Genomic DNA, 23,316 nt, shown 5'->3' with positions numbered 1-23,316 from the left:
CCACCACACCATCAGCTTTCAAGGAGTCCCCATGTCCCGTCTTTCCCCTCGGATCCTCATCATCGGCGCCGGCATCGTCGGCGCCAACCTCGCAGACGAACTGGCCGCGCTGGGCCACACCAATACCCTGGTCATCGAGCAGGGTCCGCTGGATCTTCCCGGCGGCTCCACCTCGCACGCCCCGGGCCTGGTCTTCTCGTCCAACCCGTCCAAGTCCATGACCGAATTCGCGCAGTACACCATCGAGAAGCTCACCGGCCTGGTGGGCGCCGACGGGCGCGGTTCCTTCCTTCCGGTGGGCGGGCTGGAAATCGCCACCACCGATGAGCGCCTGGCCGACCTGCATCGCCGTGCCGGCTGGAACCGCTCCTACGGGGTCGACGCCGAAGTCATCGACGCCGCCGCCTGCCTGGCGAAGTTCCCGATGCTCAACCCGGAGAAGGTCCTGGGCGGGCTGTTCACCCCGGGCGACGGGCTGGCCCTGGCCGCCAAGGGCACCGCGCTGGTCATGGAACGCGCCAAGGCCGCGGGAGTCGAGTTCCGCGACCGCACCATCGTCACCGATATCGAGGTCTCCGGCGGCAAGGTCGCCGCGGTGATCTGCGGCGAGGAGCGCTTCGCGGCGGACATCGTGGTCTCCTGCGCGGGCTTCTGGGGACCGAATATCGGCAAGATGGTGGGCACCTCGATCCCGCTGCTGCCGCTGGGCCACCAGTTCGCCTGGAGCACCCCGGCGCCCTCGCTGGCCGGAGTGAACGAGCTGCCGGCCGGTGCCAGCCGCCCGATCCTGCGCTACCAGGACCGCGACCTCTACTACCGCGAGTGGGGAGATCGCATCGGCATCGGCTCCTACGCCCACCGCCCGATGCCGGTGGACCTGGACACCTTGCAGGCCTACCGCCCGGAAGAGATCACCCACGAGCGGATGCCTTCCTCACTGGAATTCACCCCGCAGGACTTCGCCGCCGAATGGGAAGCCAGCCAGGAGCTGCTGCCGGATCTGCGCAACACCCGGATCCAGCGCGGCTTCAACGGCATCTTCTCCTTCACCCCGGACGGCGGCTCGCTGGTAGGCCAGTCCAGGGAAGTGGACGGCTTCTTCGCGGCCGAGGCCGTGTGGGTCACCCACGCGCCGGGCATCGCCAAGGCCGTGGCCGAGCTGATCACCACCGGCACCTCCACGACGGACCTGAGCGACTGCGACCTGAACCGCTTCGAGGACGTGCAAACCACCAAGGAGTACGTCAGCGAGACCTCGCAGCAGAACTTCGTGGAAATCTACGATGTCCGCCACCCGCTGGAACCGCGCACCAAGCCCCGCGCCGTGCGCACCAGCCCGTTCTACTCCCGCCAGCAGAAGCTGGGCGCCTTCTTCCTGGAGGGCACCGGCTGGGAGCGCCCGCACTGGTACGAGGCCAACGCCGCGCTGCTCGATGAATTGCCGGCGGAGTGGGCGGCCCCGGAGCGCGACAGCTGGTCAAGCAAGTTCCACTCGCCGATTGCCGCGGTGGAAGCCTGGAAGACCCGCACCGCGGTGGCCATGTTCGACATGACCCCGCTCAAGCGCGTGGAAGTCACCGGCCCCGGTGCCGGGCCGATGCTCCAGGGCTTGACCACGGCGAATATGCTGCGTGCCCCGGGCATGGTCAGCTACACCCTGCTGCTGGACCATGCCGGCGGCATCACCAGCGACATCACCGTGGCCCGGCTCTCCGAACAGGTCTACCAGGCCGGCATCAACTCCAACGTGGATGTCGCCTACCTGGACCGCGAAGCGCGCAAGTTCAATGAGGCCAACCCGGGCCAGTGGGTGGCAGTTCGCGATATCACCGCCGGGACTTCCTGCATCGGCCTGTGGGGCCCGCTGGCCCCACAGGTCATGGCCAAGATCAGCGACGACGATATGGGCAACGAGGGGCTGAAGTACTTCCGCACCAAGCAGATCTCCATCGCCGGCATCCCGGTCACCGCGATGCGCCTGTCCTACGTGGGCGAATTCGGCTGGGAGCTCTACGCCTCGGCGGATGTCAGCGCCAAGCTCTGGGATGCGATCTTCGAAGCCGGGCAGGAGCACGGCATCATTGCCGGCGGGCGCGAGGCGTTCAACTCCATGCGGCTGGAGAAGGGCTTCCGTTCCTTCGGCACCGATATGACCAGCGAGCACGAACCGGAACAGGCCGGTTTGGGCTTCGCGGTGAAGGCCGCCAAGACCGCGGACTTCGTGGGCAAGTCGGCGCTGGCCGAACGTGCCGCGGCGGCCACCAAGCGCCTGCGCTGCCTGACCGTGGATGATGGCGTGTCCATGGTCCTGGGCAAGGAACCGGTCTACGTGGATGGCAAGCCTTCCGGCTACGTCACCAGCGCCGCCTACGGATACACGGTCCGCAAGCCGATCGCCTACGCGTGGCTGCCGATCTCGGTGGAAACCGGAGACCCGGTGGCGATCGAGTACTTCGGCAAGCAGATTGCCGCCACCGTGGTCGATGATCCGCTGTACGATCCGCAGATGGACCGCTTGCGCGGAGTTTCGCTGGCCACTTCGGCCAGCTAGCGGCTAGACGCACGTACCCGGGGCCGGGCACCGCTCATGCGAGCGGTGCCCGGCCTGTCGTCGTTAACCTGCGTGGCTGCCTGCACGCCGAGGCGGTACGCCATGCATTCATGCCTCTTAATAGGGGTGCCCTGCCGATAGCGGCCGCGGATGGCCTTCCGCTGGAGGGCAACGGGCCGCTCAGAAGGCGCGTTCGGCAACATTCACGCGAGCCGCGGAATCCAGTGCTGCCTTGACCTGGTCCGCTGGTGTTGGCGCTGGAATCGAGGAAAGCAGCTGGTCATCCGGGGTCGTGGAATCCGCCAGGTAGATGCGCGTATATCCGGCGGATTCGGGCTCGAATTTCCACGTTTCCGCGAGCGCGCCCGCGTCCAGCGTATCGAAGCCGAGGCGTTCGATGATTGCTGCTGCTTGCTCCTTCGCTTGGGAATCATCGGAGGCAATGGGAAGCGCAGAGCGGCCAGCAGCCTCGGCGGGACGGGCCAGCAGCGGAATGTGGTGGGCCAGGATGTTGCCGAAGGCTTTGACATAGCGAGCACCATCGAGCCAGCTCGCCACCAGTTCGCTGGTCGTCATCGTCCCGCTGTCGAGTTCGGCAATGCGTGCATCCCTGGATGGATAGTAGTTGCTGGTGTCCAGCACTGTCTTGCCGCGCAGCAACCCGGCTGGCAGCTCACGTACCGCAGCGAGCGGAATGGACAGCACCACGGCTTCGCCCGCTTCGGCCACCTCTTGAACCGTGCCGGCTGCGGCCAGCGGCCCCAGCTCGGCCACGAGTTCCTGCAGCGATTGGACTCCGCGGGAATTCGCAATCACCACGTTCACATTCGCGGCAACGGCCAATCGGGCGATTGCAGATCCGATATTCCCGCTTCCGATGATTCCCAGCGTTGGCATTCCATTTCCCTTCAGCAAAGTCCGGCATTGCGGGTGCCTGCCGCTCTTCGCAGCAGCTATCCCCTTTGGTTGAACTGCCTTCCGGGCACCAAAATTCCCTACGCACCATGCTGGTCTTCGTGCGCCTCGCGGAAAGCAGGTGCCGGACCGGCAACCGGTGGCATTGGCAGGAACCGCCCGGCACCAAAACACCCTGCGTGCCCTCAGGCGAAGACGCTTCGAAGCAGGAACTTCAGTGACCGCTCAGCTCTCCAGTACTTGCGCGGCACCGGCTTTCAGCAGGCCCATATCCGTGGCGGTGGCTACCCAGTCGTAGCCCAGGGCTTCGAAAGCACTGGCTCTTGATGATGAACCGGCGAAGGCGCCCACTTCAATTCGGCGGTCATGGCAGGTTTTTGCTATGAATGCCAGGGGCGAGTCCTTGGCAGCAAGCAGTGAATCCACGTCGGTTCCAAGACTCATCGCCAAGTCGACCGGCCCAACGAATACGGAGTTGATACCGGCGACTCCAAGGATTGCCTCAAGGTTTTCCAATCCTTCAGCGGATTCAATCATCGCCGACAGATGAAGCCGGTCGTTCGCTTCCTGCGGGGTCAGCACCGGTTCACCGAACAGTGCGTTCATCGGCCCCCAGCTTCTGGCACCATGTGGCGCGTACCTTGCCGCGTCGGCTGCTTCCCGGGCCTCCTCGGCCGTGTTCACCATGGGAACTATAATGTGAGCAGCACCCGCGTCGAGGGCAAACCCGATGTCCGCGTAGCTTCCGCTGCGGAGCCGAACTGCGATGTTTCCACCTGGCGCAGTAGCAAGAACAGAAATTATCCGGGCCTCGCTCCACAATCCATGCTGCATGTCCAGCCCATGCCAGCCAAAACCCAACTTCGATGTCGTTGCAAGAATTTCCGGTGAATCAAGAAAATGCCAAAGTCCGCGGGCTGAATACAGTGCCAAGTTGTTCTCCTAGGTTGCCAAACGCTGAAAGCAAGCAGTCCCTAGAGAACTTACTCCGTTTCCGCGGGCACCACGATTCTGCATGACGTGCGCGCTTCATCCCTGATGCCGTAGCGCTGCCTGCTTCCAGCACTGCTGCACTGTGTTGAACTGTATTGAACTGCATCGGAGCCTAGCGCGCAGAACCGATCCCTGGACCGAGCATTCACCCGAACGGGTGCAGTTGTTTTCATGAACTCTCGATTCAACAAGGCCGGACCAGCACATCGCCGAGGCCTTTGTGGCGCACTGCGAATTGACCGCCCCGCGATGGTCGGAAACCCCGCGGAACTGCGAAGTCGACAGCCCTGACCCAGGTCCTTGCTCGAAGCCCCGGCAACCGGTTTCGAGCGCGGGAAGATGCAAGGGAGCCGCCGGGGAAGTTGCCGGGCGGGCAGCAGAAAGCCGCCGCATCATCAACCTCCCAATCGATGATGCGGCGGCGGCACGTGGTGCATCTGGCCGGCGGCAGATCCCAGTTCATGTTCCCCTCCGGCGTGCACTGTGCACGTAATTCGCTTCGCCATGGCAATTGCGGTTCCGGCATTCCGGGTTCCGCTGCACGCTGGCTTGCCCGCAGCGGAACCCGGAACACCGGCCAGCCAGCTACCGGCGTCCGGCCATGCGCGCTCCCTTCGCCGGGGCCGCCTGCAGGCTTGCCTCCGCGGCTTGCGCGGCATGAAGGACCAGCAACGCCGTGGTTACCGTGCCCACGCCCCCCGGAACCGGGCTCAGGGCCCGCACCAGCGGGCGCACCGATGCCGCATGGACGTCCCCCACCAGCTTGCCTTCAGCGTTGATATTGGTTCCGACATCGATCACCACGGAGGTTTCATCCACCTCACTGCCGGTAAGCAGGTTCGCCTTGCCCACGGCCATGACGACCACCGCGGCGGACTTCGTTAACTGGGCCAGATCGACGGTCCTCGAATGGCAGATGCTCACCGTGGCATCGCGCTGCAGCAGCAGCTGGGCCAACGGCTTGCCCACCACCGCAGAGCGTCCGACCACCGCGACATGCTGCCCGGGCAGCGGGATCCGGTAGTGCTCCAGGATCTCGATGACCGAGCGTGCGGTAGCCGGGGCGAAGGCCGGCTGGCCGACACTGAGCCGTCCCAGGCTCAGCGGATTGGCCCCGTCAATGTCCTTGGCCGGGTCGATCAGCGCCACCAGCGCCGCGGCATCCACCCCTGGCGGCAACGGGGTCTGCAAGATGATTCCGTGCACCGAACTGTCCTCGTTCAAGGCGGTGATCGCTTCGGACAGCTGCTCCTGGCCGGACCCGGTCAGGTCCACGACCTGGCAGTCCACCCCGAGCTGCGCGGCGGCCCGTTCGATCGAGCGCACATACCAGGCGGTGGCCTCGTTATCGGTGGCCAGCACGACCGCGATCCGGACACTGGTGCCCTCGCTGGCCATGCGCACCACCAGTTCTGCGGTGCGGGCGCGGATCGCTTCAGCCACCGGCTGCCCGGCTAGATTGCGTGCCGTCATGCTGCCACCACCGCACGGGCGTGCGCGCTGAGCTCTTCGGCGTGGGCGATCGCCTCACTGGCCTGGCTGGCCGCCTGGACCAGCCGGTCGCGCTGGGCGATGTCCTTGATTGAGCTGATGTTCATTTCCAGGGTGGCCAGCGCGGTAGCCAAGGCCGCCCGGGCAGCTTCGGCCGCGGCGGCCACGTCGCTGAGAACCGATCGGTTGCCAATGGGCAGCAGGCGCTGGCCCAGCTTGATGACCTCAATGGAGGCCTCGACGGTAGAGACCAGCGGTGCGGCGGCGGCGATGGTGGCGTTTTGAATTGCCGCGCTGCGCTCCGACTTCTGCTCGCTGCTTTCCTTGGGCAGCTTGTACGCGGCACCCAGGGCGCCGAACAGCCTTTCGTCTTCCTGAGCGGCGAAGAGCCCCTGGCGCATCAGCAGCCGGGCATGCTCGGAAATCTGCTGGGCCTGCTCCTGGACGTCCGCGTACCGCGGTCCGGAAGTGAATTCGGCAACCATGGACACCAATGCCGCGCCCTGCGCCGCATGCAGGCCCGCGGCCGCGCCCCCTCCTGGCGTCGGGGCGCCCGAGGCAAGCCGCTCAAGGTAGCTGCTGACAGTTTCATTGGAGATCAATGGGGTTTCCCCTCGTTCGGGACGCATGGAAGTTGATCCCTGCACCGTTCGGCGGGATTTCCGGCGCGCAGGACCACGGTCCAGGCCGCCGGAACCCCTTAGTATCCGACTGGTATATCAGGTTATCTTGAAGCCTAGAGCACCTACCGAACGCCGGTCAAGGGTTTTCTGCCGCCCGGAACACCCCCGGCATCCAAGCGCCACGCGACCGGATCCCCCGCTAGCCCATCCAGGTCTTGCACATGCCGGCCAACAGGGCCCGGAAGGCATTTTCCCTGCGGCGCACACGCGGTCCCGGCGCAGGGCCAGGAGTGCGCGGCACGAGCCGGAATCCATCAGGAGCGCACCAAAACGACAACCACTTACTACGGCGACATGCCTGCGAGCCACGGGGCCAAGCGAGCGAGTACCGCCTTCTCGCGCCCGATGGATCGGGGCAGTGTGCAGCCTCACGAGCATTCCACAAGAAGCTTGTACAAGTTAATTGTATTCTATAGCTATGGAAATTGATCCCGAGCCCGCAGACCTTCCCCAGCAAATGCTCGAGGTGCTTTCGCCATTGCTGAGCCTGATACGCACGGCACGATCCATCTCCCCGGGCAAACTGGGAATCCTGCACACCTTGGCCACCGAAGGCCGGGCCAGTGCCGCCCGGATGAGCCAGGCCATCGGGGTCAGCCAGCAGGCCATCTCGCTGACGACCAAGGAATTGGAAGGCCTCGGACTGATCGAGCGGCACCGGGACGAGGCCGACCGCCGCAAGCTCTGGTTCCAGCTCACCGATGACGGCCGCCAAAAGCTGGACCAGGAAATCCTGCTCGGCCGGACCGCGCTGCTCCAAGCCATGGGCGAGAACCTGAGCGAGGAGGACCGTTCCCTGATCCGCTCCGCCTTGCCCGCGCTCAAGAAAATCAATACCGCGGTCCGCCCATGAGCCGCAACGCATCCAACCAGAGCCCGCTGGTGCCCACGCTGGTCTTCGCCGCGCTTGCCACGGCAATCGTCTCCTCGCTGGGCATGCTGCTGGTCCCCTCGATTTCCTTGCGGTTCAATGTCGATATTGCCGCCGCCCAGTGGATGCTCACCGTGAATCTGCTGGCCGGCGCCGTGGCAACACCCATCATGGGACGCCTCAGCGATGGACCGCATAAGAAGCGGCTGCTGCTCGTCTCGCTGGCGGCCATGTTCGTAGGCTCTGTCATGGCAGCGTCCGCACCGAGCTTTGGCGTGTTCCTTGCCGGACGCGTGCTCCAGGGATTGTCCTACGGCATTGTTCCGGTCACCATCGCCATCGCCAGGCGCTATGTAGCGGCCGAGCACCTGCAGAACACCATCTCCACCTTGTCGGTGACAGTTGCCTCAGGCATCGGCATCGGCTATCCGTTGACCGGAATCATCGCCGGCATTTTCGACTACTCCTACGCTTTCTGGTTTGGTGCGGCATTCGTGCTGGCCACCATCTGCGTGGTGTGGAAGGTAGTTCCTGCAGGCCCCGATACCCACGCCGAGCAACGCCCCTTCGACTACATCGGCTCCGGATTGCTGGCGCTGGGCCTCGCTTCCCTGCTGCTGGCCATATCCGAGGGACCCAAGTGGGGCTGGGCTTCACCTGCAACGCTTGCTTTGGGCGCTTTCTCGGTCATCGTGCTGATCATCTGGGTGAGGGTGGAAAACAGCCTTGGCCACCCGCTGATTAATCTGCGCACGCTCAAGCAGGGCGAAGTCCTCTTGGCCAATATCTCGGCCATCGCCCTGGGCGCCGCGCTGTATATCGGCATGTCCGTATCATCACTGGTAGCCCAGGCAGATGCGGCAACTGGCTACGGGCTGAGCCTGCCGGTCTTCTGGGCAGGATTTGTCATCTTCCCGCTCTCGGTAGGCAGCTTGGCCGCCAACCGCACAGTTCGCATACTGGCAAAACGTGTTGGCATCCAGGTCATGCTCCCCCTTGGAGCGATCATCATGGCCGCTGCGGGCACCATGCTCTGGCTGCTCCACTCGGCGCTCTGGGAGATCCTGTTGAGCATGCTGGTCTTCGGCATCGGCATGGGCGCAAGCTATGCGGCCATGCCGGCATTGATCGCCCGCAGCGTAGCGACCAAGGAGCTAGGCAGCTCGGTAAGTTTCAACCAGGTGCTGCGTACTGTAGGTTCTTCCTTCGGCACGGCGATTTCCGCGGCCATTATCGCCACCCACCCCGGACTCAATGGCGAGGCCAGTCCGGAAGGCATCGACATGACCTTCTTGATCGGCGCACTGCTTTGCATCGCCTTGGGTGCTGCGTTGCTGGCCGATTCGGCACGGCGCAAGTTCAAGGGACGCAGGTAGGCAAAAAGGTCCTGGATGCAGATAACGCCCCGATACCACGAAGGCATCGGGACGTTGCCAGCAGGCTGCAGCGCCTAGAATTCCACGATCTCGAATTCCAGAAGTTCAGCGCCGCTGGCCACTGGCTTCTTGGCATCACTGCCAGCATGGGCCGCATCAGCGCGCTGGGTACGCCAGTTCTCGAAGTCCTCGCGGGTTGCCCACTGGGTGTACACGAAGTACTTGTCTCCACCATTGACCGGACGCAGCAACTTGAACCCTTCGAACCCCGGTGAAGAATCCACCGAATGCTTGCGAGCAGCAAAACGCTTCTCCAGTTCCGGTCCAGCTTCGCCGGGAACCGATAGGGCATTGATGACGACAATCGACATGTTCAACCTTTCTTTTCCGGGCTTCTTTCACGGGAAACCCTCTGTCTCCACCCTACGCCCGCGCGTTCTCGACCGCAGGCCAGCGTGACGAAGTTCGACCGGCTAGTCGGCATACTCCTGTGGCCAGCAAATTTCAAAGCGTTCCAAGACCAGCTCTCCCCCGGCGTTGGCGGTGTCTTCAGGGATCCAGTCGATTCCTATGGACTTCTGGGTACGGCGCCAGAATTTTTCATGTTCTGCGCGCCAGTATTCCAGCGACAGATCCCCTTCGCCCTCGGCCGCGGCAAACTGCGCGTCTACCTCGAAGAACGAGGAGCGCTCGACGGAAAGTACTCGCAAAATTGCTCGCGGCTGCCCTTGCCCATCGCAGACAATGCAGTGGTCTTCCGGTTGCGGGACACGTTCGTTGTAATAGGCATAATCGCTAGCCAGAGATGAAGTCGCTCGCTTGGTTCCGTGCAGCATTTCATCCAGAAGCTCATCGGCAAGCGCAGGATGATCACCGAACGATTCGGCGACATAGTGCGGTGCCTCGGTCCGCGGAATCCCTTTACTCTCCAGGTACGCAGACCACATCTGTTCAGCAGCTTCTGCATTGATAGGCGGCAACACTGGAAGAGATTTTTCAGTCATGGAACGATCCTAGCCGCCACGAAGATTCCGCATGGCCCTGGAATGGCTATGGGAGGACGGTTGGACTGCGTCTAGAGTCCTGGAATCTTGAATTCGAACTTCTCCTTCGAGTTCCCTTGGCTTTCAAATGCAATAGTCCGGCCCCCAAGGAGGTAGAACTGTTTCAGCTTTATAGTCACTGGGCCTTCGCAGCTAAGCCTGAACGAATTAGCTCTCATGTTCGAGGGAACGCAGTTCCCCTTGTACGTCATGTAATCCACCCAAAGCCAGTTGAGCCGCACCTCGAAACTTATTGGATCGCTTTCAGAAGCTCCGCTGATATCGAAGGTGTAATTCGCAAAGAATCCACCTTCCTCTTGTGCCATGATGACCTGGAATCCAGATCCGTCTTGGTCGTCTTCCGGCTCAACCGTTGGCTCCGGGGTCGGTTCTGCAGTCGGCTCGACTGAAGGCTTCACCGTAGGATCCACCGTTGGTTCCGGGGTTGGTTCAGGAGTCGGCTCCGGGGTTGGTTCCGGAGTCGGTTCAGGAGTCGGCTCGACTGAAGGCTCCACCGTTGGTTCCGGAGTCGGTTCAGGAGTCGGCTCGACTGAAGGCTCCACCGTTGGTTCCGGAGTCGGCTCCGGGGTTGGTTCCGGGGTTGATTCAGGAGTCGGCTCGACTGAAGGCTCCACCGTTGGTTCCGGAGTCGGCTCCGGGGTTGGTTCCGGAATCGGCTCCGGGGTTGGTTCCGGGGTTGATTCAGGAGTCGGCTCGACTGAAGGCTCCACTGTTGGTTCCGGAGTCGGCTCCGGGGTTGGTTCCGGGGTTGATTCAGGAGTCGGCTCGACTGAAGGCTCCACTGTTGGTTCCGGAGTCGGTTCCGGAGTCGGCTCGACCGAAGGCTCCACCGTTGGTTCCGGAGTCGGTTCCGGAGTCGGCTCGACTGAAGGCTCCACCGTTGGTTCCGGAGTCGGTTCTGGAGTCGGCTCGACTGAAGGCTCCACCGTTGGTTCCGGGGTTGGTTCCGGAGTCGGTTCCGAGGTTGGTTCCGGAGTCGGCTCGACTGAAGGCTCCACCGTTGGTTCCGGAGTCGGTTCCGGAGTCGGCTCGACTGAAGGCTCCACCGTTGGTTCCGGGGTTGGTTCCGGAGTCGGTTCCGAGGTTGGTTCCGGAGCCGGCTCGACTGAAGGCTCCACCGTTGGTTCCGGAGTCGGTTCCGCAGTTGGTTCCGGAGTCGGTTCCGGAGTCGGCTCGACTGAAGGCTCCACCGTTGGCTCCGCAGTCGGCTCAAAAGTAGATTCAGAGGTCGCTTCAGGCGACGGTCTTGCCGCTGGCACATGTGACAGCGGGTAAAACGGCCTCGTGAATGGCGATTCCACTTGGTTTGTGAATTCTAATTCGTCTTTCGCATCAGGAACGGTTCGCCCAGTCAGGTCCCGCAAGAACATGGCACGGCTCATGACGGCAGATGGCTCGGCCCCAACCATCGGGGCTTCGACTCCTTCCAGCTGGGGCTGGACTGCGCTTTCGGGTGCGGCCCTTTCTCTTTCATCATGCACGATCAGTATCGGTATCAGACCGATGGCGGACGCTGTTACGGCGACACCCACCAAGCCAACGCCTAAAGTAACGGCCAGGCTACTACCTCCTGCAATACTCACATCGGCCCCCGAAGCAACAGAAGCTGCTGTCCCGGCAGTAGCTCCACCAGCAGCCGTTGCCGTGGCTGCCGAAGCTCCCATTCCTGCAATACCTCCCGAGGCAGGAATCCCCAGCGCAGTAATCCCTCCAACGACCAGAGGAAGGACGAAAGCACGCAAAGTAGCACCGATTTCGTCCAATTCCCCGAACACTACTGCGCAATTCGCGCACGACTTCAAGTGCGCCTTGACTCCACGCTCGTTCCGGCTCCCCAGCGTTCCGCGGATAAAGGCCGGCAGATGTTCACGAATATCGGAACAACTTGCGGGCAACCCTGACTGGCCATTCATATGCGCAGCCAAGTAGGCTTCGCGCAGTCCCTCTCGCGCGCGTACCGCCAATGCGGAAACCGCATTGGGTGTCATGCCGAGCATTGGCGCAACGTCTCTCGGCGGCAGTTCCTCTACTTCGGTGAGCCACAGGACCGTCTTCCAGCGCTCGGTCAAGGCCTTGAACGCGAGGATGGCAAAGGTGGATTCATGGCGTTCCATCGCCTCGTCCGCGTGCGCATCGCCTGGCAGGAAGTCCTGGACGTCTTCGACGGTAATCTGCTTTGAGGCTGATTTGTTCCTGGAAAAGGCTTCGCGCGATACCGCAGTCAGTAAATAGGCGCGGAAGAACTCATCAGGTCCTGCCCCACGTTCGATGATACGGAAGACCCGCAGGAAAGCTTCGGAGACGACATCCTCGGCATCGGAAGGAGAGTCCGTATGCCTAAACGCTACGTTCAGCGCCACTTGCCTGTGCCGTCGATACAGGTGGTCCTGGGCCTCGCTGCTTCCGTTCCTAACGCCACGAATTAAATCCGCATCGCTGACGTCAGCAAAGCGTGCCCCAGAATCTATTGTCATTACGTCCCCATAACGTTTCACGCGACAGCGCCGGTACCCGCCGCCGATCGCCCCAAGGATTCCCCAATCCCCGGAACGGCAAACGGCAACCAATGCCCCGTCGACGATGCCGCCCGACTTGGGACGGCATTTTCATCCTTTAGAACCTATCAGGATTTTTCCAATATCTCTATGAAATGGGTTCGAAAATCCTGAAAGGTGGGCGAGCTCCATCCCCCAAGCTTGCAACTCGCCCACCCGTCAGCATCTTCCCCATAAGACAACTGGACGTCTCGAAACCTCATAATTCCTTGTTGCCCAGTTCAGCGCGTACATCACTTAGATACGCGGAAAAGGGAATCATGACGCAAGAATCCAGATTAATCTGAAATTTTTTCTTCGAGCCGGAATTCGCATAGATTCCGCGATTAGTCCGCATCCGGGCGAGTAGCAGGAACCTGGCTCCAAGCACCCTCCAATGCGGACCATATGCTGTCGTCCATTAACGAAGTGGGGGTAACGGAGACATGCAGCAATGAATGGTCCTCGGCATTCAGCAGTTCCTTGCTCACGGAACTGCTGTCCATGGAGCCTGCGCCTTCCCAAAGCCCGATTTCCAAGGAATACTTTTCAGGTTCCTGCTTCATGTACCGCTGTACCAATTCGTCCGTCGAAACCCGATTGGACGATGCGATGCCCCGAAAATTCCAGATGTTCAGGCGGTCAACCACGTTCAGAAGCTGCCCGTAGTCTTGGCCGGAATCAGGGCGTCCCCTTGGATCTCCGTTGGCAGGTGATCGCACATCCATGGTGAGCACCGGACCGGTTTCGTCCAGACTTCCAGCCACTTTCTTCATGATCGAGGTGACTGCGTTTGACCGCCATAGGTAGATTTGCTCTGACGTGGAATCAATCGTTCCGTCAGCAGACCTCGGCCAATCAGGGAGCTCGCTGGACTTCGCAAAATTCTCCAAGTCATCCTCGCCGAACGTGTAGCTGGGAAACATCAGCTCCGTGACGTTGATGCCATCGGGTGCATAGCGCCGAACGGCTTCACTAACCAGCTCGACAAGCCTGGTATCAAGTCCATCCTCTTTCCACGCCGAGATACTTGCCCAGTTCTTGGAAGGATGCCCCTCGGAGTTGATTCCTGCTAGCGATGGACGGCGCTCCAGCTCTCTGCCCAGCAACGTATCGATATTCAAGTAGATTGTTCGAGGTCTACCCTGCTCATCGCAGCGGAAGGCACTAATCGCTTCAGCAACATAGTCCCGTCCGGTTTGCGCGACTTCGCTGGATTCGACATCGCGTTGGGCTGGCCAGGGGAAAGCCACCCAGTCGAGACGTCCAATGGAGAGCGATACTCCTGTCGCACTGACCGAATTTAATCGACGGGCAATTTCCGGGATACGGGCAGGATCTTCGGCGGTAATATCTTCAAAGCCGACGTTCACAACTCTGGAAAATCGGGGAAGTTGGGTGTCTGTCTTGGAGTGGCGCATGCCGAGGTTGTCTCCTGGGGAACTGGTGCCCTCTGCGCGAGGGGAATCTTGGCAGGCATGCTGCGGAGGCATCGGCTCGACCACCGTGGGGTCCGGCGTCGGGGTCGGTTGATGCGCTGCAGAAGTGGGGAATCTGGTCATGTAGCAAGCAGCCGCCAGCAAAAGAAAAGTCACCAAGCCCGCTATGGCTGCCATTGCCAGTTTCCGGCGTTGACGCTGCATCTTGGCCGCGCTCATGATCCGCTTCCAAGAATGGCAGAGAACTCACCGCTGGAAATGACACCGGTTCTTTGCAGCTTGTTCCATTTGGCGGGCCTCCCGCGGATCTCAAACGCTACCGCTGCGAGCATGGTGAGCCCCATCCCCGTGGCATAGAACGGCCATAGCGGTAGGGTCCACAGGTTCGCCAAATCCCTCCATGCAGTGTTCAGCGCAATGCCAAGAACCACCGAAGCCAGCGTGATTCCGATGCCAATCCAACCGACCACCATCGCGGTGCGACCAATTAAGGTTGCTTCTTCTTCGCCGCCGAAGGTAATCAGCCCGGCCGGGATGAAATAGAGCAATCCGGCAAGCACCAGGATCTGAGCCAGTGGCACCACCACCATCGTGAGAAAATTGAACAGCAGGAACACTCCGAACGGCCCGAACCGGGGGTTGCCGTGCATCCGCCAATGTATCTTGATCGATTGCAGCAGGCCCCGTGCCCAGCGGACTCGTTGCTTCCACAGCGCCTGCAGCGTAGAAGGTGACTCCGCCAAGACAATCGCGCGTGGTTCAAAAGCCACACGATACCCGGCACCATAGAAGCGCCAGGTCAATTCCAAGTCCTCTCCAACCGTATCGGTGCGGAACCCGCCAAGATCCCTGACCAGATCAGCACGGAATGCACCTATATTCCCGGAAACTACCGGCAAGCAATGAATCAGGGACAACGCCCGCCGAACAACCCCCGTTCCCAGATGCGAAAGGACCGAAAGCATCTTGGTCAGCACCCTATCCAGGTTTACAGGCCGGTCGTCACCGCAAACCGCCCCCACCTTCACATCGCGGAATCCAGTGAGCAACCACGGAATAGTCACCGGCGAAAAAATTCCGTCGGCATCGACAAAAACCAGTATCTCTCCAGTCGCGAGGGCAATTCCACGATTAAGTGCCGCGCCTTTGCCGGCATTCTCCTGGCTGATGGCCTGCACCAGGCGATGCTCTTGAGCCAGCTCACGCATCAGCCGTGCGGTGCCATCGGTGGATCCGTCATCGACAATCACCACTTCAGCGAGGTTTCCCTTGCTTCGGACAATTGATTCAACGCAGGCGCGCAATACCACTTCCTCGTTATAGGCCGGGATGATTACCGATACCCTGTAGTCCGGGATCTGCCCGAAATGCCTCGACGCCCGGGTTCGACGGCGGGGCCGCAGAATAGTGTTTGCCGGGCTGCCAGGAGGCAATGACGACAGCTTCCCGTAGCGGGTGAAAAGCAGACCCCGGCGGCATTCGAAAAGCAACGCCAAGGGGATCAACCCCAGCTTGAGCACACCGACGGAAAGGATGACTGCGGTCAGTGTGTAATAGCCAAGAACGAGTGCCGAACTCATGCACAGCCAACTTGCGCTGTGGACGCCACCCCGAGCAAGCGCAATGCAGCATCCAGCAGTTCCGGCGCGGACTGGCTATTGGCTCCGAAACGGGCATTGACCTCGAGCACCACCGGTTGCCCATCGCCACCCAGGCGCACGTCCATGTCTACCGGCCCGACCAGCTCCAGCGACTGCACTGCATTCTTGGCCACCCACGCAACATGAGCGGCTATTGGATCATTCGACTCGCAGCGGCGCACCGATACTGCGTTGCCCACGAGCCCCTCGCGCAGCTCGGTCTTCTCCACCACCACGCAGACCTCGATCTCCCCGGAATCAGGGTTCCTGAAGATCATCGGCGCGAATTCGCGTCCGGGGGCAAAGCGCTGCACAAGATCCCGCGTACCAGCCGGTACGCGGCCTGCCCCGAGGTCTCCTGCCGTAGCCAAGCGGACGCCCCGTCCTCCGCGCGATACGCGTGGCTTGATGATGATCTGCTCTTCCGGGCTGAACTGCGCCAAGGCTTCGCCACTGCCAGCGTTGATCCGGGCAAAATCGGGGACGGGCACGTTATCCCCTCGCAAAGTCAGCATCGTGTAGTACTTGTCGTCGCTGATCAGCACGGATTCTTTCGAGGAAATCAATAATCGGGCTCCGGCCGATTCCAGCAGCTCTCGGATACTCTCTGCCGAAAGCACCGGGAGTTCTTCGCTGACGGTCGGGATAACCAGTTCAGCTGAGTGCTGGAGAACAATCTCTTGAAGCCGAGTGGGGTACTGCTGGTGACCGGCTGCTGGCACCTGGTGGAAGGCGTCGAGCAGCGGATCAGTTATTGGCACCATGTCAGCGCCGATGACGCTATGTCCTCGCGCGTGCAGCTGGCGCGCAAGCGAGCTTCCTGCTGGACCTCCGACCCCGGTGACTAGGATCTTCATTAGAAATCTCCCACTGTGGTTGATACGAGGCGCATTACTTCAAATCCTTCGGCCCGCTGCTGCTTGACCTGGTTGCCACGGAAAGTAGCCATGGACTCGATCCGCGCACGGGTCATATAGGGCTTGTTCCGCTGATCGGCATGTAGCTTGATGGCTTCGACCTTGACGTCGGTGTAGTTCTCGACGTCAACGAAGAAGCTTGGAGAGAAATCATTGCCCACCGAGGGGCTCTCGAAGCAGAGTATGGAGGGCAGTCGCCTCCCGGCGCGCATTACTGCACGGTGCACCGCCTCATGGTCTTGGTGGATATCAGTAGCAGAATGAGTCAGCACGACATCCGGTCCGAAAGCAGCGATTTCCTCCTCGATCGCTGCAACCATCAGGTTGGAATTCTCCGACAGCCGCGTATCGCAAAAGGACCGCACCGTATGGGACTGGGCACCCAGGTAACCGGCTCCGCGTCGGGCTTCTTGAATCCTGCGAGGAGCATGTCCGCCACTTTCACCCTGCGACATGACCACGATACGAACATCATGGCCGGCATCCACCAATTTCGCGATGGTCGCACCGCAAGCCAGCTCGACATCATCAGGATGTGCTCCGACTGCCAGGAAGCGTCTCGGACGGGTGTTGTTCTGAGGCCTTCGTTGCAGCGTCAACATGGACAGGCAGAAAATCAACAATGAGATGGCCATCATTATGGCCACGACTGCCCCGATGTCCGACTGCCCTTGGAAGAGAAGATGCCAGCAGGCCGCGGCTACGAACACCAAGTTGCCAGCAATCCAAGCAACAAGGATGGTCTTGTAGTGCGTAAAGTCACGCACCAGCCATCGTCGTCCCCGCCGGCTCAATGCACTGAAGATCGCGGTTATAGAGGCCACAATGCCGAAGATTGCGAGTGACATACTCATGACGTTCTCTTTCTATGGAGCGTTCAGAAGCGGATCCTTTGCGTTCTTGGCTCTGGTCCTCCTGATAGCGAAGAAAGCCGCATCCCCATGCTGCGCCCGGATTGCTGGGAGATTCCTAAAGCGCATGCTTTCATGCCATCAACGAGTGTCCATTCGATGGATCCATAGAGTTAGAGGGCGCCTGGGTTCACTTCGTGACGGCACTTTCGCAGGAAATCCGAAACTGCGTGTCGGCGAGCAAGCAATACCGATGGCAGTGAGAGCTACAACTGTTAGCTCACTAATGGTTTCAACCGAGGTCCTAGATTCTGGTGACTCATCGCTGCAGGTTCACAGTGCGGAGGGAACCAGACCGGCGAAGTTCAGATGAGAACACCGGGCGGAGAGGCCATCAGCAACGCACCAAATAATCCGGCCGGTTGAGTCAAGCTCAGGACGGTCTGAAACAGCTGCCCGTTTTTTGCACATCGTCCAGATACGCAAAACGCCCGACCGGAAAATTAATTCCAGTCGGGCGTATGCGCGAACTATCTGCAAGAGCCTAGACGATCGGTCCTACGACGATCGCAAGAGCCTGCTCCGCGAACAGTTCACAGCCTCATTCGAATCCTAGGCTTTAGCCATGTCGGCGGTTGCTGCGCCGAGAAATCAGCACACCAGCAGCTGCCAAAAGGAGTCCAGCGATCAACACGTACATCGCAGTGAAACCTGTGTCCGCAAGCTTGTCATCCTTTTCAGATGGCGGCGGAGCTTCGGCTGAGCCTTCAGCCGGAGCTGCCTTCTGAACGAGATCTTCCTCGGCTTCATCGGATTCAGTAAGTTCCGTAGGATCCACAGTCGGCTCAGTCGGGTCAACTGGCTCAGTCGGGTCAACAGTCGGTTCCGAAGGCTACCTCATCTGCTGTCCTCTAAACCGCGGTTCAAGGCCCCGGTCCGGCGCAGGTCCCCGAGCGCCGAAAGCACTTCAATCCGCGGTGCTGGGAGTTGACGGGTACCGCTTGCTGGACTCGGAGCCTCATCACGCTCGGCCGGACGCTGATCAGCTGGAGAACCGTTGGCATGCCGGCGCCAATGGGCATAGGTCTTGAGCCCGAAGGCAAGGAGCACAGCCATGAGGATTGCGCCGAAGACCAGCGACACCTGGACCACTTCGCCCAACGCCAGATCGTCGACTTCTTTGCTCATAATCGAAGCAGCAGTAATCGCGTTCATACCCATTTCCTGTATTCAGAGTGACGGCTGCTCTATCCCCATAGTGCTGACAGTCTATGAGCTGGGCAGCCCAATCCTTTAACGCCACATCCAATCGATACCTGTTTGTTATGCGCCAGGGAAATAGCCTGCGTACCACCGGTGAATACGCTGCGAATCTGCGGTAGCCAAAGCACGCCGGGGCTATCATTGCCCACGGCGCGGCAGAGCCCCCGTCCTGCGGACAGGGGCTCTGCGAGGTACCGGTTCCTAGCTCTCGCGGCGGATCAGCTGACCCGTTGGATTCTGGAAGTCCACGTCGGTCCCGGCAATGATGGACCGGCGGACTACGCCGTTCAGGGTCTTGCCCTGGTACGGGGAAATCGGGTTCTTGTGGTGCAGCTTCTGGACATCCACCTCGAAGGTGTCCTCCGGAGCGAAGACCGCGAAGTCCGCGTCCTTGCCTACCTCGATGCTGCCCTTGGCGCCCAGTCCGGCAAGCTTCGCGGGATTCAGGCCCATCCACTGCACGACCTGTTCCAGCTTCAGTCCGCGCTTCTTCGCCTCGCTCCAGATCAGCGGCAGCCCCAGCTGCAGCGACGCCACCCCGCCCCAAGCCACGCCGAAGTCGCCGTTCTCCACATCCTTGAGGTCAATGGTGGATGGGGAATGGTCCGAAACGACGCAGTCGATGATGCCTTCCTCCAGGCCCTTCCACAGCAGCTCGCGGTTGTCATTCTCGCGGATCGGAGGGCAGCATTTGAAGGCTGTGGCGCCGTCGGGGATTTCCTCGGCCAGCAAGGTCAGGTAGTGCGGGCAGGTTTCCACGGTGAGCAGCACGCCCTCGGCCTTCGCTTCGCGGATCATCTGGAGCGCATCCGAGCTGGACAGGTGCAGCACGTGGGCGCGCACTCCGGTGGTGCGGGCACGCTCGATCACCTGCGCGATGGCGGTGTTCTCGGCATCGCGCGGGCGCGAGTCCAGGAAGCCGGCGTACTTGCCGCCCACCGGCTGCGGGGAGTTGCCGATGATATCGGAGTCCTCGGCGTGCACGATCATCAGCGAGTCGAAGGAGGCCAGTTCGGCCATGTCCTCTTCCATCTCGCCTACACTCAGGGACGGGAACTCGTCGACTCCAGAATGCAGCAGGAAGCATTTGAAGCCGAAGACTCCAGCTTCGTGCAGCTCGCGCAGATCCTTCTTGTTGCCCGGGATGGCACCGCCCCAGAATCCGACGTTGACATAGGCGTTCTTGGAAGCGGCCGCGCGCTTGATTTCCAGCGCTTCGAGGTTCACCGTGGGCGGGATGGAGTTCAGCGGCATGTCCACGATGGTGGTCACCCCGCCGGCAGCGGCGGCCTTGGTCGCCGACTCGAACCCTTCCCATTCGGTGCGTCCTGGCTCGTTCACGTGCACATGGGTATCAACGAGTCCGGGCAGCAGGACCTCGTCGGAGGCCACCTCGATGACGCGCTCTGCGGCCAGTCCGGCACCCAATTCCTGCACGGCGACGATCTTTCCGTCGCGCACGCCGATCTCGCGCGGGCCAATGCCCTGCGCGGTCAGCACTTGCTGGCCGCGCAGCACCAGGTCATAGGTGGTTCCGGTGGCGGTGGGGGACGATGTGCGGCCAACAGCTTCGTTGATGCTCATGAGGTGTTCCTACTCGTTAATTGCTAGGTGTTCTTGGGGCTCGGCAGCTCTATGCCAAGTCTAGGTTGTTGTGGCGCGGGGCACACCCGTATTGGTGAACCGGTGCCCCGCGCCAAACTTTGCGGGTTGCAGGTCAGCGACGACTGCCCTTTCACGCACCCACGGTGGCCGAGGCAGCCATCGGCACCAACGCGGTTGGTGCATCGGCGGCGTCCAAAGCCAGGTCTTCGAATTCATTGACTGCATCCAGCTGCGCGCCCATGGCGATGTTGGTGACCTTTTCCAGGATCACTTCCACCACAACCGGCACCTGGTGCTCTTCGGCCAGCGCATTGGCCTGCGCGAATCCGGCAGCCAGCTGGCTCGGATCCTCGACGCGCACGGCCTTGCAGCCCAGGCCCTCGGCGACCTTCACATGGTCCACGCCGTAGCCGTTGGTTTCCGGGGAGTTGATGTTATCGAAGCCCAGGGACACGTGGTAATCCATCTCGAAGGCGCGCTGCGATTGGCGGATCAGTCCGAGGTAGGAGTTGTTGACCACCACGTGCACGTACGGCAGCTTGAACTGGGCGCCGACGGCCAGCTCCTCGATCATGAACTGGAAATCGTAGTCTCCGGAGAGGGCCACGACCTTTTCCCCCGGCTTGCCGCGCACGACGCCCAGGGCGGCCGGTCCGGTCCAGCCCAGCGGGCCGGCCTGTCCGGCGTTGATCCAGTTGCGCGGCTTGTAGACATGCAGCATCTGCGCGCCGGCGATCTGGCTGAGCCCGATGGTGGACACGTAGGTAGTGTCCTGGCCGAAGGCGGCGTTCATTTCCTGGTAGACGCGCTGCGGCTTGATCGGCACGTTCTCGAAGTTGGTCTTGCGGTGCCCGGTGGACTTGCGGGCGGTGGCCTCGTTGGCCCAGGCCGAGTAGTCCGGCAGGGTGCCGGCGGCCTTACGCTCGCGCACGACTTCCAGGATGGCCTCGATGGCGGCGCCGGCATCCGAGGTGATTCCCAGGTCCGGGGAGAACACCCGGCCGATCTGCGTGCCTTCGATATCCACGTGGATGAATTTGCGTCCGGCGCGGTAGGTGGCCAGATCCCCGGTGTGGCGGTTGGCCCAGCGGTTGCCCAGGCCCAGCACCATATCCGATTCCAGGAAGGTCTGGTTGCCGTACTTGGTGTGCGTCTGGATGCCGACCATGCCCGACTGCAGGCGGTGGTCATCCGGGATGGCGCCCCAGCCCATCAGGGTCGGGGAGACCGGGATGTCCAGTTCCTCGGCGAGTTCGACCAGCTGCGCGCTGGCGTTGGCGTTGATCACGCCGCCGCCGGCGATGATGATCGGCTTGCTTCCGGAGAGCAGCAGGTCCACGATCTTCTCGGCCTGGCCGCGCGTGGCCTTCGGCTTCTGGACCGGCAACGGCTCGTAGGCATCGATGTCGAAGTCGATTTCGGCCATCTGCACGTTGATCGGCAGGTCGATCAGGGCCGGGCCCGGGCGGCCCGAGCGCATGATCTGGAAGGCCTTGGCGAAGGTGCCCGGAACCAGTCCCGGCTCCAGCACGGTCGAGGCGTACTTGGTCACCGGCTTGGCGATGGACTCGATGTCCACGGCCTGGAAGTCCTCCTTGTGCAGCACATTGGTCGGGGCCTGCCCGGTGATGCACAGCATCGGGATGGAGTCGGCGATCGCGGCGTACAGGCCGGTGATCATGTCGGTGCCGGCAGGGCCGGAGGTGCCCAGGCACAGGCCGATCTTGCCGGTGGCCCGCGAGTAGCCGTCGGCGGCGTGGCTGGCACCCTCGACGTGGCGGTGCAGGGTGTGGCGGATGCCGCCGTGGGCCTTCATGGCCGAGTACAGCGGGTTGATCGCGGCTCCTGGCAGGCCGAACGCCTCGGTGGCGCCCTCCTTGGCCAGGATCTGGACGACGGCGTCGATTGCGCGCATCTTAGGCATGGGAATACGTCCTTTGGAACGAGAAGAAGAAAAGAAGGATACCTACGGCGGGAAGCCAAGGTGCATGAGTCACCACAACGCCGCTTCCTTGAGCACCAGCTAGCGGCGATGAACTGGAACAAAGCCCATTGCGCAGCGGATACGGTGCGTCGGGCCCCTGCCGTGTACCAGGGGCCCGGCGGCACCGGAGCGTAGCCGGTATTGCGCGGCCGCTAGCTGAAGAAGCGGGTTACCTAGTTGTCCCCGCCGTAGGAAGATTTAGCGGCGCTAGGCCGGGACCGGGGCCTCGATTTTGCCGGCCAGGCGCTGCACCCCGCGGAAGAGGCCCGAATGATCCAGCGCCCCGTCGCCGGAAGCCACGGTGGAGGTGACCAGCTGGGCGACCAGTGCGCCCAGTGGCAGCACGACACCGGCTTCGCGGGCTGCGGAGGTCACGATGCCCATGTCCTTGTTGTGCAGGGCCAAGCGGAAGCCCGGGGCGAATTCGCGGTCCAGGATCTTCTGGGCCTTCTGGTCAAGCACCTTGGAGCCGGCCAGGCCGCCGCCGAGGACCTTGATGGCCGCGTCGGTGTCCACGCCATAGGCTTCGAGGAAGAGTACCGCTTCGGACAGGGCCTGGATATTGGCCGCGACGATCAGCTGGTTGGCCGCCTTGACGGTCTGCCCGGAGCCCGAAGGACCCACCAGCACGATGGTCTTGCCCACGGCTTCGAGCACCGGCTTGGCCGCCTCGAAGTCAGCTGGCTCGCCGCCGGCCATAATGGACAGCACGCCCTCGATGGCGCCGGCCTCGCCGCCGGAGACCGGGGCATCGAGCGGGCGCAGTCCGGCGTCGCGGGCCGCGGCCGCAAGCTCGACGGCCACGTCGGGACGGATCGAGGAGTTGTCGATCCACAGCGCTCCGGCCTTCGCGTTGGCGAGGACGCCCTCTGCGCCGAGGGTGACGGCCTGGACATCCGGGGAATCCGGGACCATGGTGATGACCACGTCCGCATTGGCCACGGCTTGCGCGATGGAAGCGGCCTTGGTTCCGCCAGCGGCGGCCAGCTCATTGCCGGCCTTGTCGCTGCGGTTGTAGCCGGTGACGTGATAGCCGGCGTTGACCAGGTTCTTGGCCATCGGCAGGCCCATGATGCCCAGTCCGATGAAGGCGATGTTCTGCGACATGTGATTCTCCAAAAATTCTTGTGCGAAAAGGT

At 61.9% G+C, this 23,316-nt stretch carries 20 protein-coding genes and 1 pseudogene; 4 read left to right on the top strand and 17 right to left on the bottom strand.

Annotated features, from left to right (window positions below; genetic code table 11):
- Positions 1-31 precede the first annotated feature (31 nt).
- On the top strand, positions 32-2,551 hold the full coding sequence (locus ACIOTN_RS13170; RefSeq protein ID WP_105658916.1) for an FAD-dependent oxidoreductase: 2,520 nt from the start codon (positions 32-34) through the stop codon (positions 2,549-2,551).
- A 180-nt stretch (positions 2,552-2,731) separates the two neighbouring features.
- Here the strand turns inward: ACIOTN_RS13170 and ACIOTN_RS13165 are convergent, their stop codons facing one another.
- From ACIOTN_RS13165 to ACIOTN_RS13150, 4 genes are all read right to left on the bottom strand, one after another.
- A complete protein-coding gene (locus ACIOTN_RS13165; RefSeq protein ID WP_105658915.1) occupies positions 2,732-3,448 on the bottom strand; it encodes an NADPH-dependent F420 reductase in 717 nt (238 codons plus the stop codon).
- A gap of 243 nt (positions 3,449-3,691) precedes the next feature.
- Positions 3,692-4,399: an aldolase/citrate lyase family protein gene (locus ACIOTN_RS13160; RefSeq protein WP_402735473.1), complete on the bottom strand. Its 708-nt coding sequence runs from the start codon at positions 4,397-4,399 to the stop codon at positions 3,692-3,694.
- Between the two features lie 645 nt (positions 4,400-5,044).
- Positions 5,045-5,932: a bifunctional 5,10-methylenetetrahydrofolate dehydrogenase/5,10-methenyltetrahydrofolate cyclohydrolase gene (locus ACIOTN_RS13155; RefSeq protein ID WP_402735472.1), complete on the bottom strand. Its 888-nt coding sequence runs from the start codon at positions 5,930-5,932 to the stop codon at positions 5,045-5,047.
- On the bottom strand, positions 5,929-6,579 hold the full coding sequence (locus ACIOTN_RS13150) for a cyclodeaminase/cyclohydrolase family protein (protein WP_105658913.1): 651 nt from the start codon (positions 6,577-6,579) through the stop codon (positions 5,929-5,931). Before ACIOTN_RS13150 ends, ACIOTN_RS13155 begins: the two co-directional genes overlap by 4 nt.
- Positions 6,580-7,051: 472 nt before the next feature.
- Between ACIOTN_RS13150 and ACIOTN_RS13145 the strand changes: the two genes are divergently transcribed.
- Entirely contained in the window at positions 7,052-7,486 is a 435-nt protein-coding gene (locus tag ACIOTN_RS13145; RefSeq protein WP_105658912.1) for a MarR family winged helix-turn-helix transcriptional regulator, read from the top strand.
- Positions 7,483-8,880 carry an MFS transporter gene (locus ACIOTN_RS13140; protein ID WP_402735471.1) on the top strand — a complete coding sequence of 466 codons (1,398 nt, stop codon included), beginning with the start codon at positions 7,483-7,485 and terminating at the stop codon, positions 8,878-8,880. Before ACIOTN_RS13145 ends, ACIOTN_RS13140 begins: the two co-directional genes overlap by 4 nt.
- Positions 8,881-8,954: 74 nt before the next feature.
- Here ACIOTN_RS13140 and ACIOTN_RS13135 read toward each other — a convergent pair whose 3' ends face one another.
- From ACIOTN_RS13135 to ACIOTN_RS13125, 3 genes are all read right to left on the bottom strand, one after another.
- The gene (locus ACIOTN_RS13135; RefSeq protein WP_105662322.1) at positions 8,955-9,251 is read right to left on the bottom strand and encodes an antibiotic biosynthesis monooxygenase; all 297 of its coding nucleotides are present in this window, start codon (positions 9,249-9,251) and stop codon (positions 8,955-8,957) included.
- A gap of 102 nt (positions 9,252-9,353) precedes the next feature.
- Positions 9,354-9,884 carry an ASCH domain-containing protein gene (locus ACIOTN_RS13130; RefSeq protein ID WP_402735470.1) on the bottom strand — a complete coding sequence of 177 codons (531 nt, stop codon included), beginning with the start codon at positions 9,882-9,884 and terminating at the stop codon, positions 9,354-9,356.
- A 71-nt stretch (positions 9,885-9,955) separates the two neighbouring features.
- Entirely contained in the window at positions 9,956-10,249 is a 294-nt protein-coding gene (locus tag ACIOTN_RS13125) for a hypothetical protein (protein ID WP_402735498.1), read from the bottom strand.
- On the opposite strand from ACIOTN_RS13125, the gene ACIOTN_RS13120 reads away from it, so the two are divergent.
- Positions 10,248-11,219, top strand: a complete 972-nt coding sequence (locus ACIOTN_RS13120; RefSeq protein ID WP_402735497.1) for a hypothetical protein — start codon at positions 10,248-10,250, stop codon at positions 11,217-11,219. The genes ACIOTN_RS13125 and ACIOTN_RS13120 overlap by 2 nt on opposite strands.
- 515 nt (positions 11,220-11,734) lie before the next feature.
- On the opposite strand, the pseudogene ACIOTN_RS13115 reads toward ACIOTN_RS13120, so the two are convergent.
- The 10 genes and pseudogenes from ACIOTN_RS13115 to ACIOTN_RS13070 form a co-directional block, all read right to left on the bottom strand.
- Positions 11,735-12,418 (bottom strand): annotated as a pseudogene (locus ACIOTN_RS13115) (sigma-70 family RNA polymerase sigma factor); the annotation flags it as partial.
- A gap of 407 nt (positions 12,419-12,825) precedes the next feature.
- Entirely contained in the window at positions 12,826-14,136 is a 1,311-nt protein-coding gene (locus ACIOTN_RS13110) for a hypothetical protein (RefSeq protein ID WP_402735469.1), read from the bottom strand.
- Positions 14,133-15,413: a glycosyltransferase gene (locus ACIOTN_RS13105; protein ID WP_402735468.1), complete on the bottom strand. Its 1,281-nt coding sequence runs from the start codon at positions 15,411-15,413 to the stop codon at positions 14,133-14,135. Before ACIOTN_RS13105 ends, ACIOTN_RS13110 begins: the two co-directional genes overlap by 4 nt.
- A gap of 80 nt (positions 15,414-15,493) precedes the next feature.
- Positions 15,494-16,414, bottom strand: coding sequence for an ATP-grasp domain-containing protein (locus ACIOTN_RS13100; protein WP_133833935.1), 921 nt, complete (start codon positions 16,412-16,414; stop codon positions 15,494-15,496).
- Complete coding sequence (locus ACIOTN_RS13095) at positions 16,414-17,328, bottom strand: PIG-L deacetylase family protein (RefSeq protein WP_133833934.1); 915 nt, start codon at positions 17,326-17,328, stop codon at positions 16,414-16,416. The genes ACIOTN_RS13100 and ACIOTN_RS13095 overlap by 1 nt, the downstream gene beginning before the upstream one ends.
- A 616-nt stretch (positions 17,329-17,944) precedes the next feature.
- Positions 17,945-18,163, bottom strand: a complete 219-nt coding sequence (locus ACIOTN_RS13090; RefSeq protein ID WP_133833933.1) for an LPXTG cell wall anchor domain-containing protein — start codon at positions 18,161-18,163, stop codon at positions 17,945-17,947.
- A 59-nt stretch (positions 18,164-18,222) separates the two neighbouring features.
- A complete protein-coding gene (locus tag ACIOTN_RS13085) occupies positions 18,223-18,540 on the bottom strand; it encodes a hypothetical protein (protein WP_133833932.1) in 318 nt (105 codons plus the stop codon).
- A 249-nt stretch (positions 18,541-18,789) separates the two neighbouring features.
- Positions 18,790-20,172 (bottom strand): allantoinase AllB, encoded by a 1,383-nt coding sequence (allB, locus tag ACIOTN_RS13080; RefSeq protein ID WP_133833931.1) that lies wholly within the window; start codon positions 20,170-20,172, stop codon positions 18,790-18,792.
- Positions 20,173-20,323: 151 nt separating this feature from the next.
- Positions 20,324-22,117: a glyoxylate carboligase gene (gcl, locus tag ACIOTN_RS13075; RefSeq protein WP_133833930.1), complete on the bottom strand. Its 1,794-nt coding sequence runs from the start codon at positions 22,115-22,117 to the stop codon at positions 20,324-20,326.
- Positions 22,118-22,384: 267 nt separating this feature from the next.
- Positions 22,385-23,296: a 2-hydroxy-3-oxopropionate reductase gene (locus tag ACIOTN_RS13070; protein WP_332731243.1), complete on the bottom strand. Its 912-nt coding sequence runs from the start codon at positions 23,294-23,296 to the stop codon at positions 22,385-22,387.
- Positions 23,297-23,316: the final 20 nt, after the last annotated feature.

This window comes from Glutamicibacter sp. NPDC087661, from assembly GCF_044743275.1.
Lineage (GTDB): Bacteria > Actinomycetota > Actinomycetes > Actinomycetales > Micrococcaceae > Glutamicibacter.
Note: the sequence above shows the minus strand (reverse complement) of the source record. Positions and strands in the feature narration are given on the sequence as shown.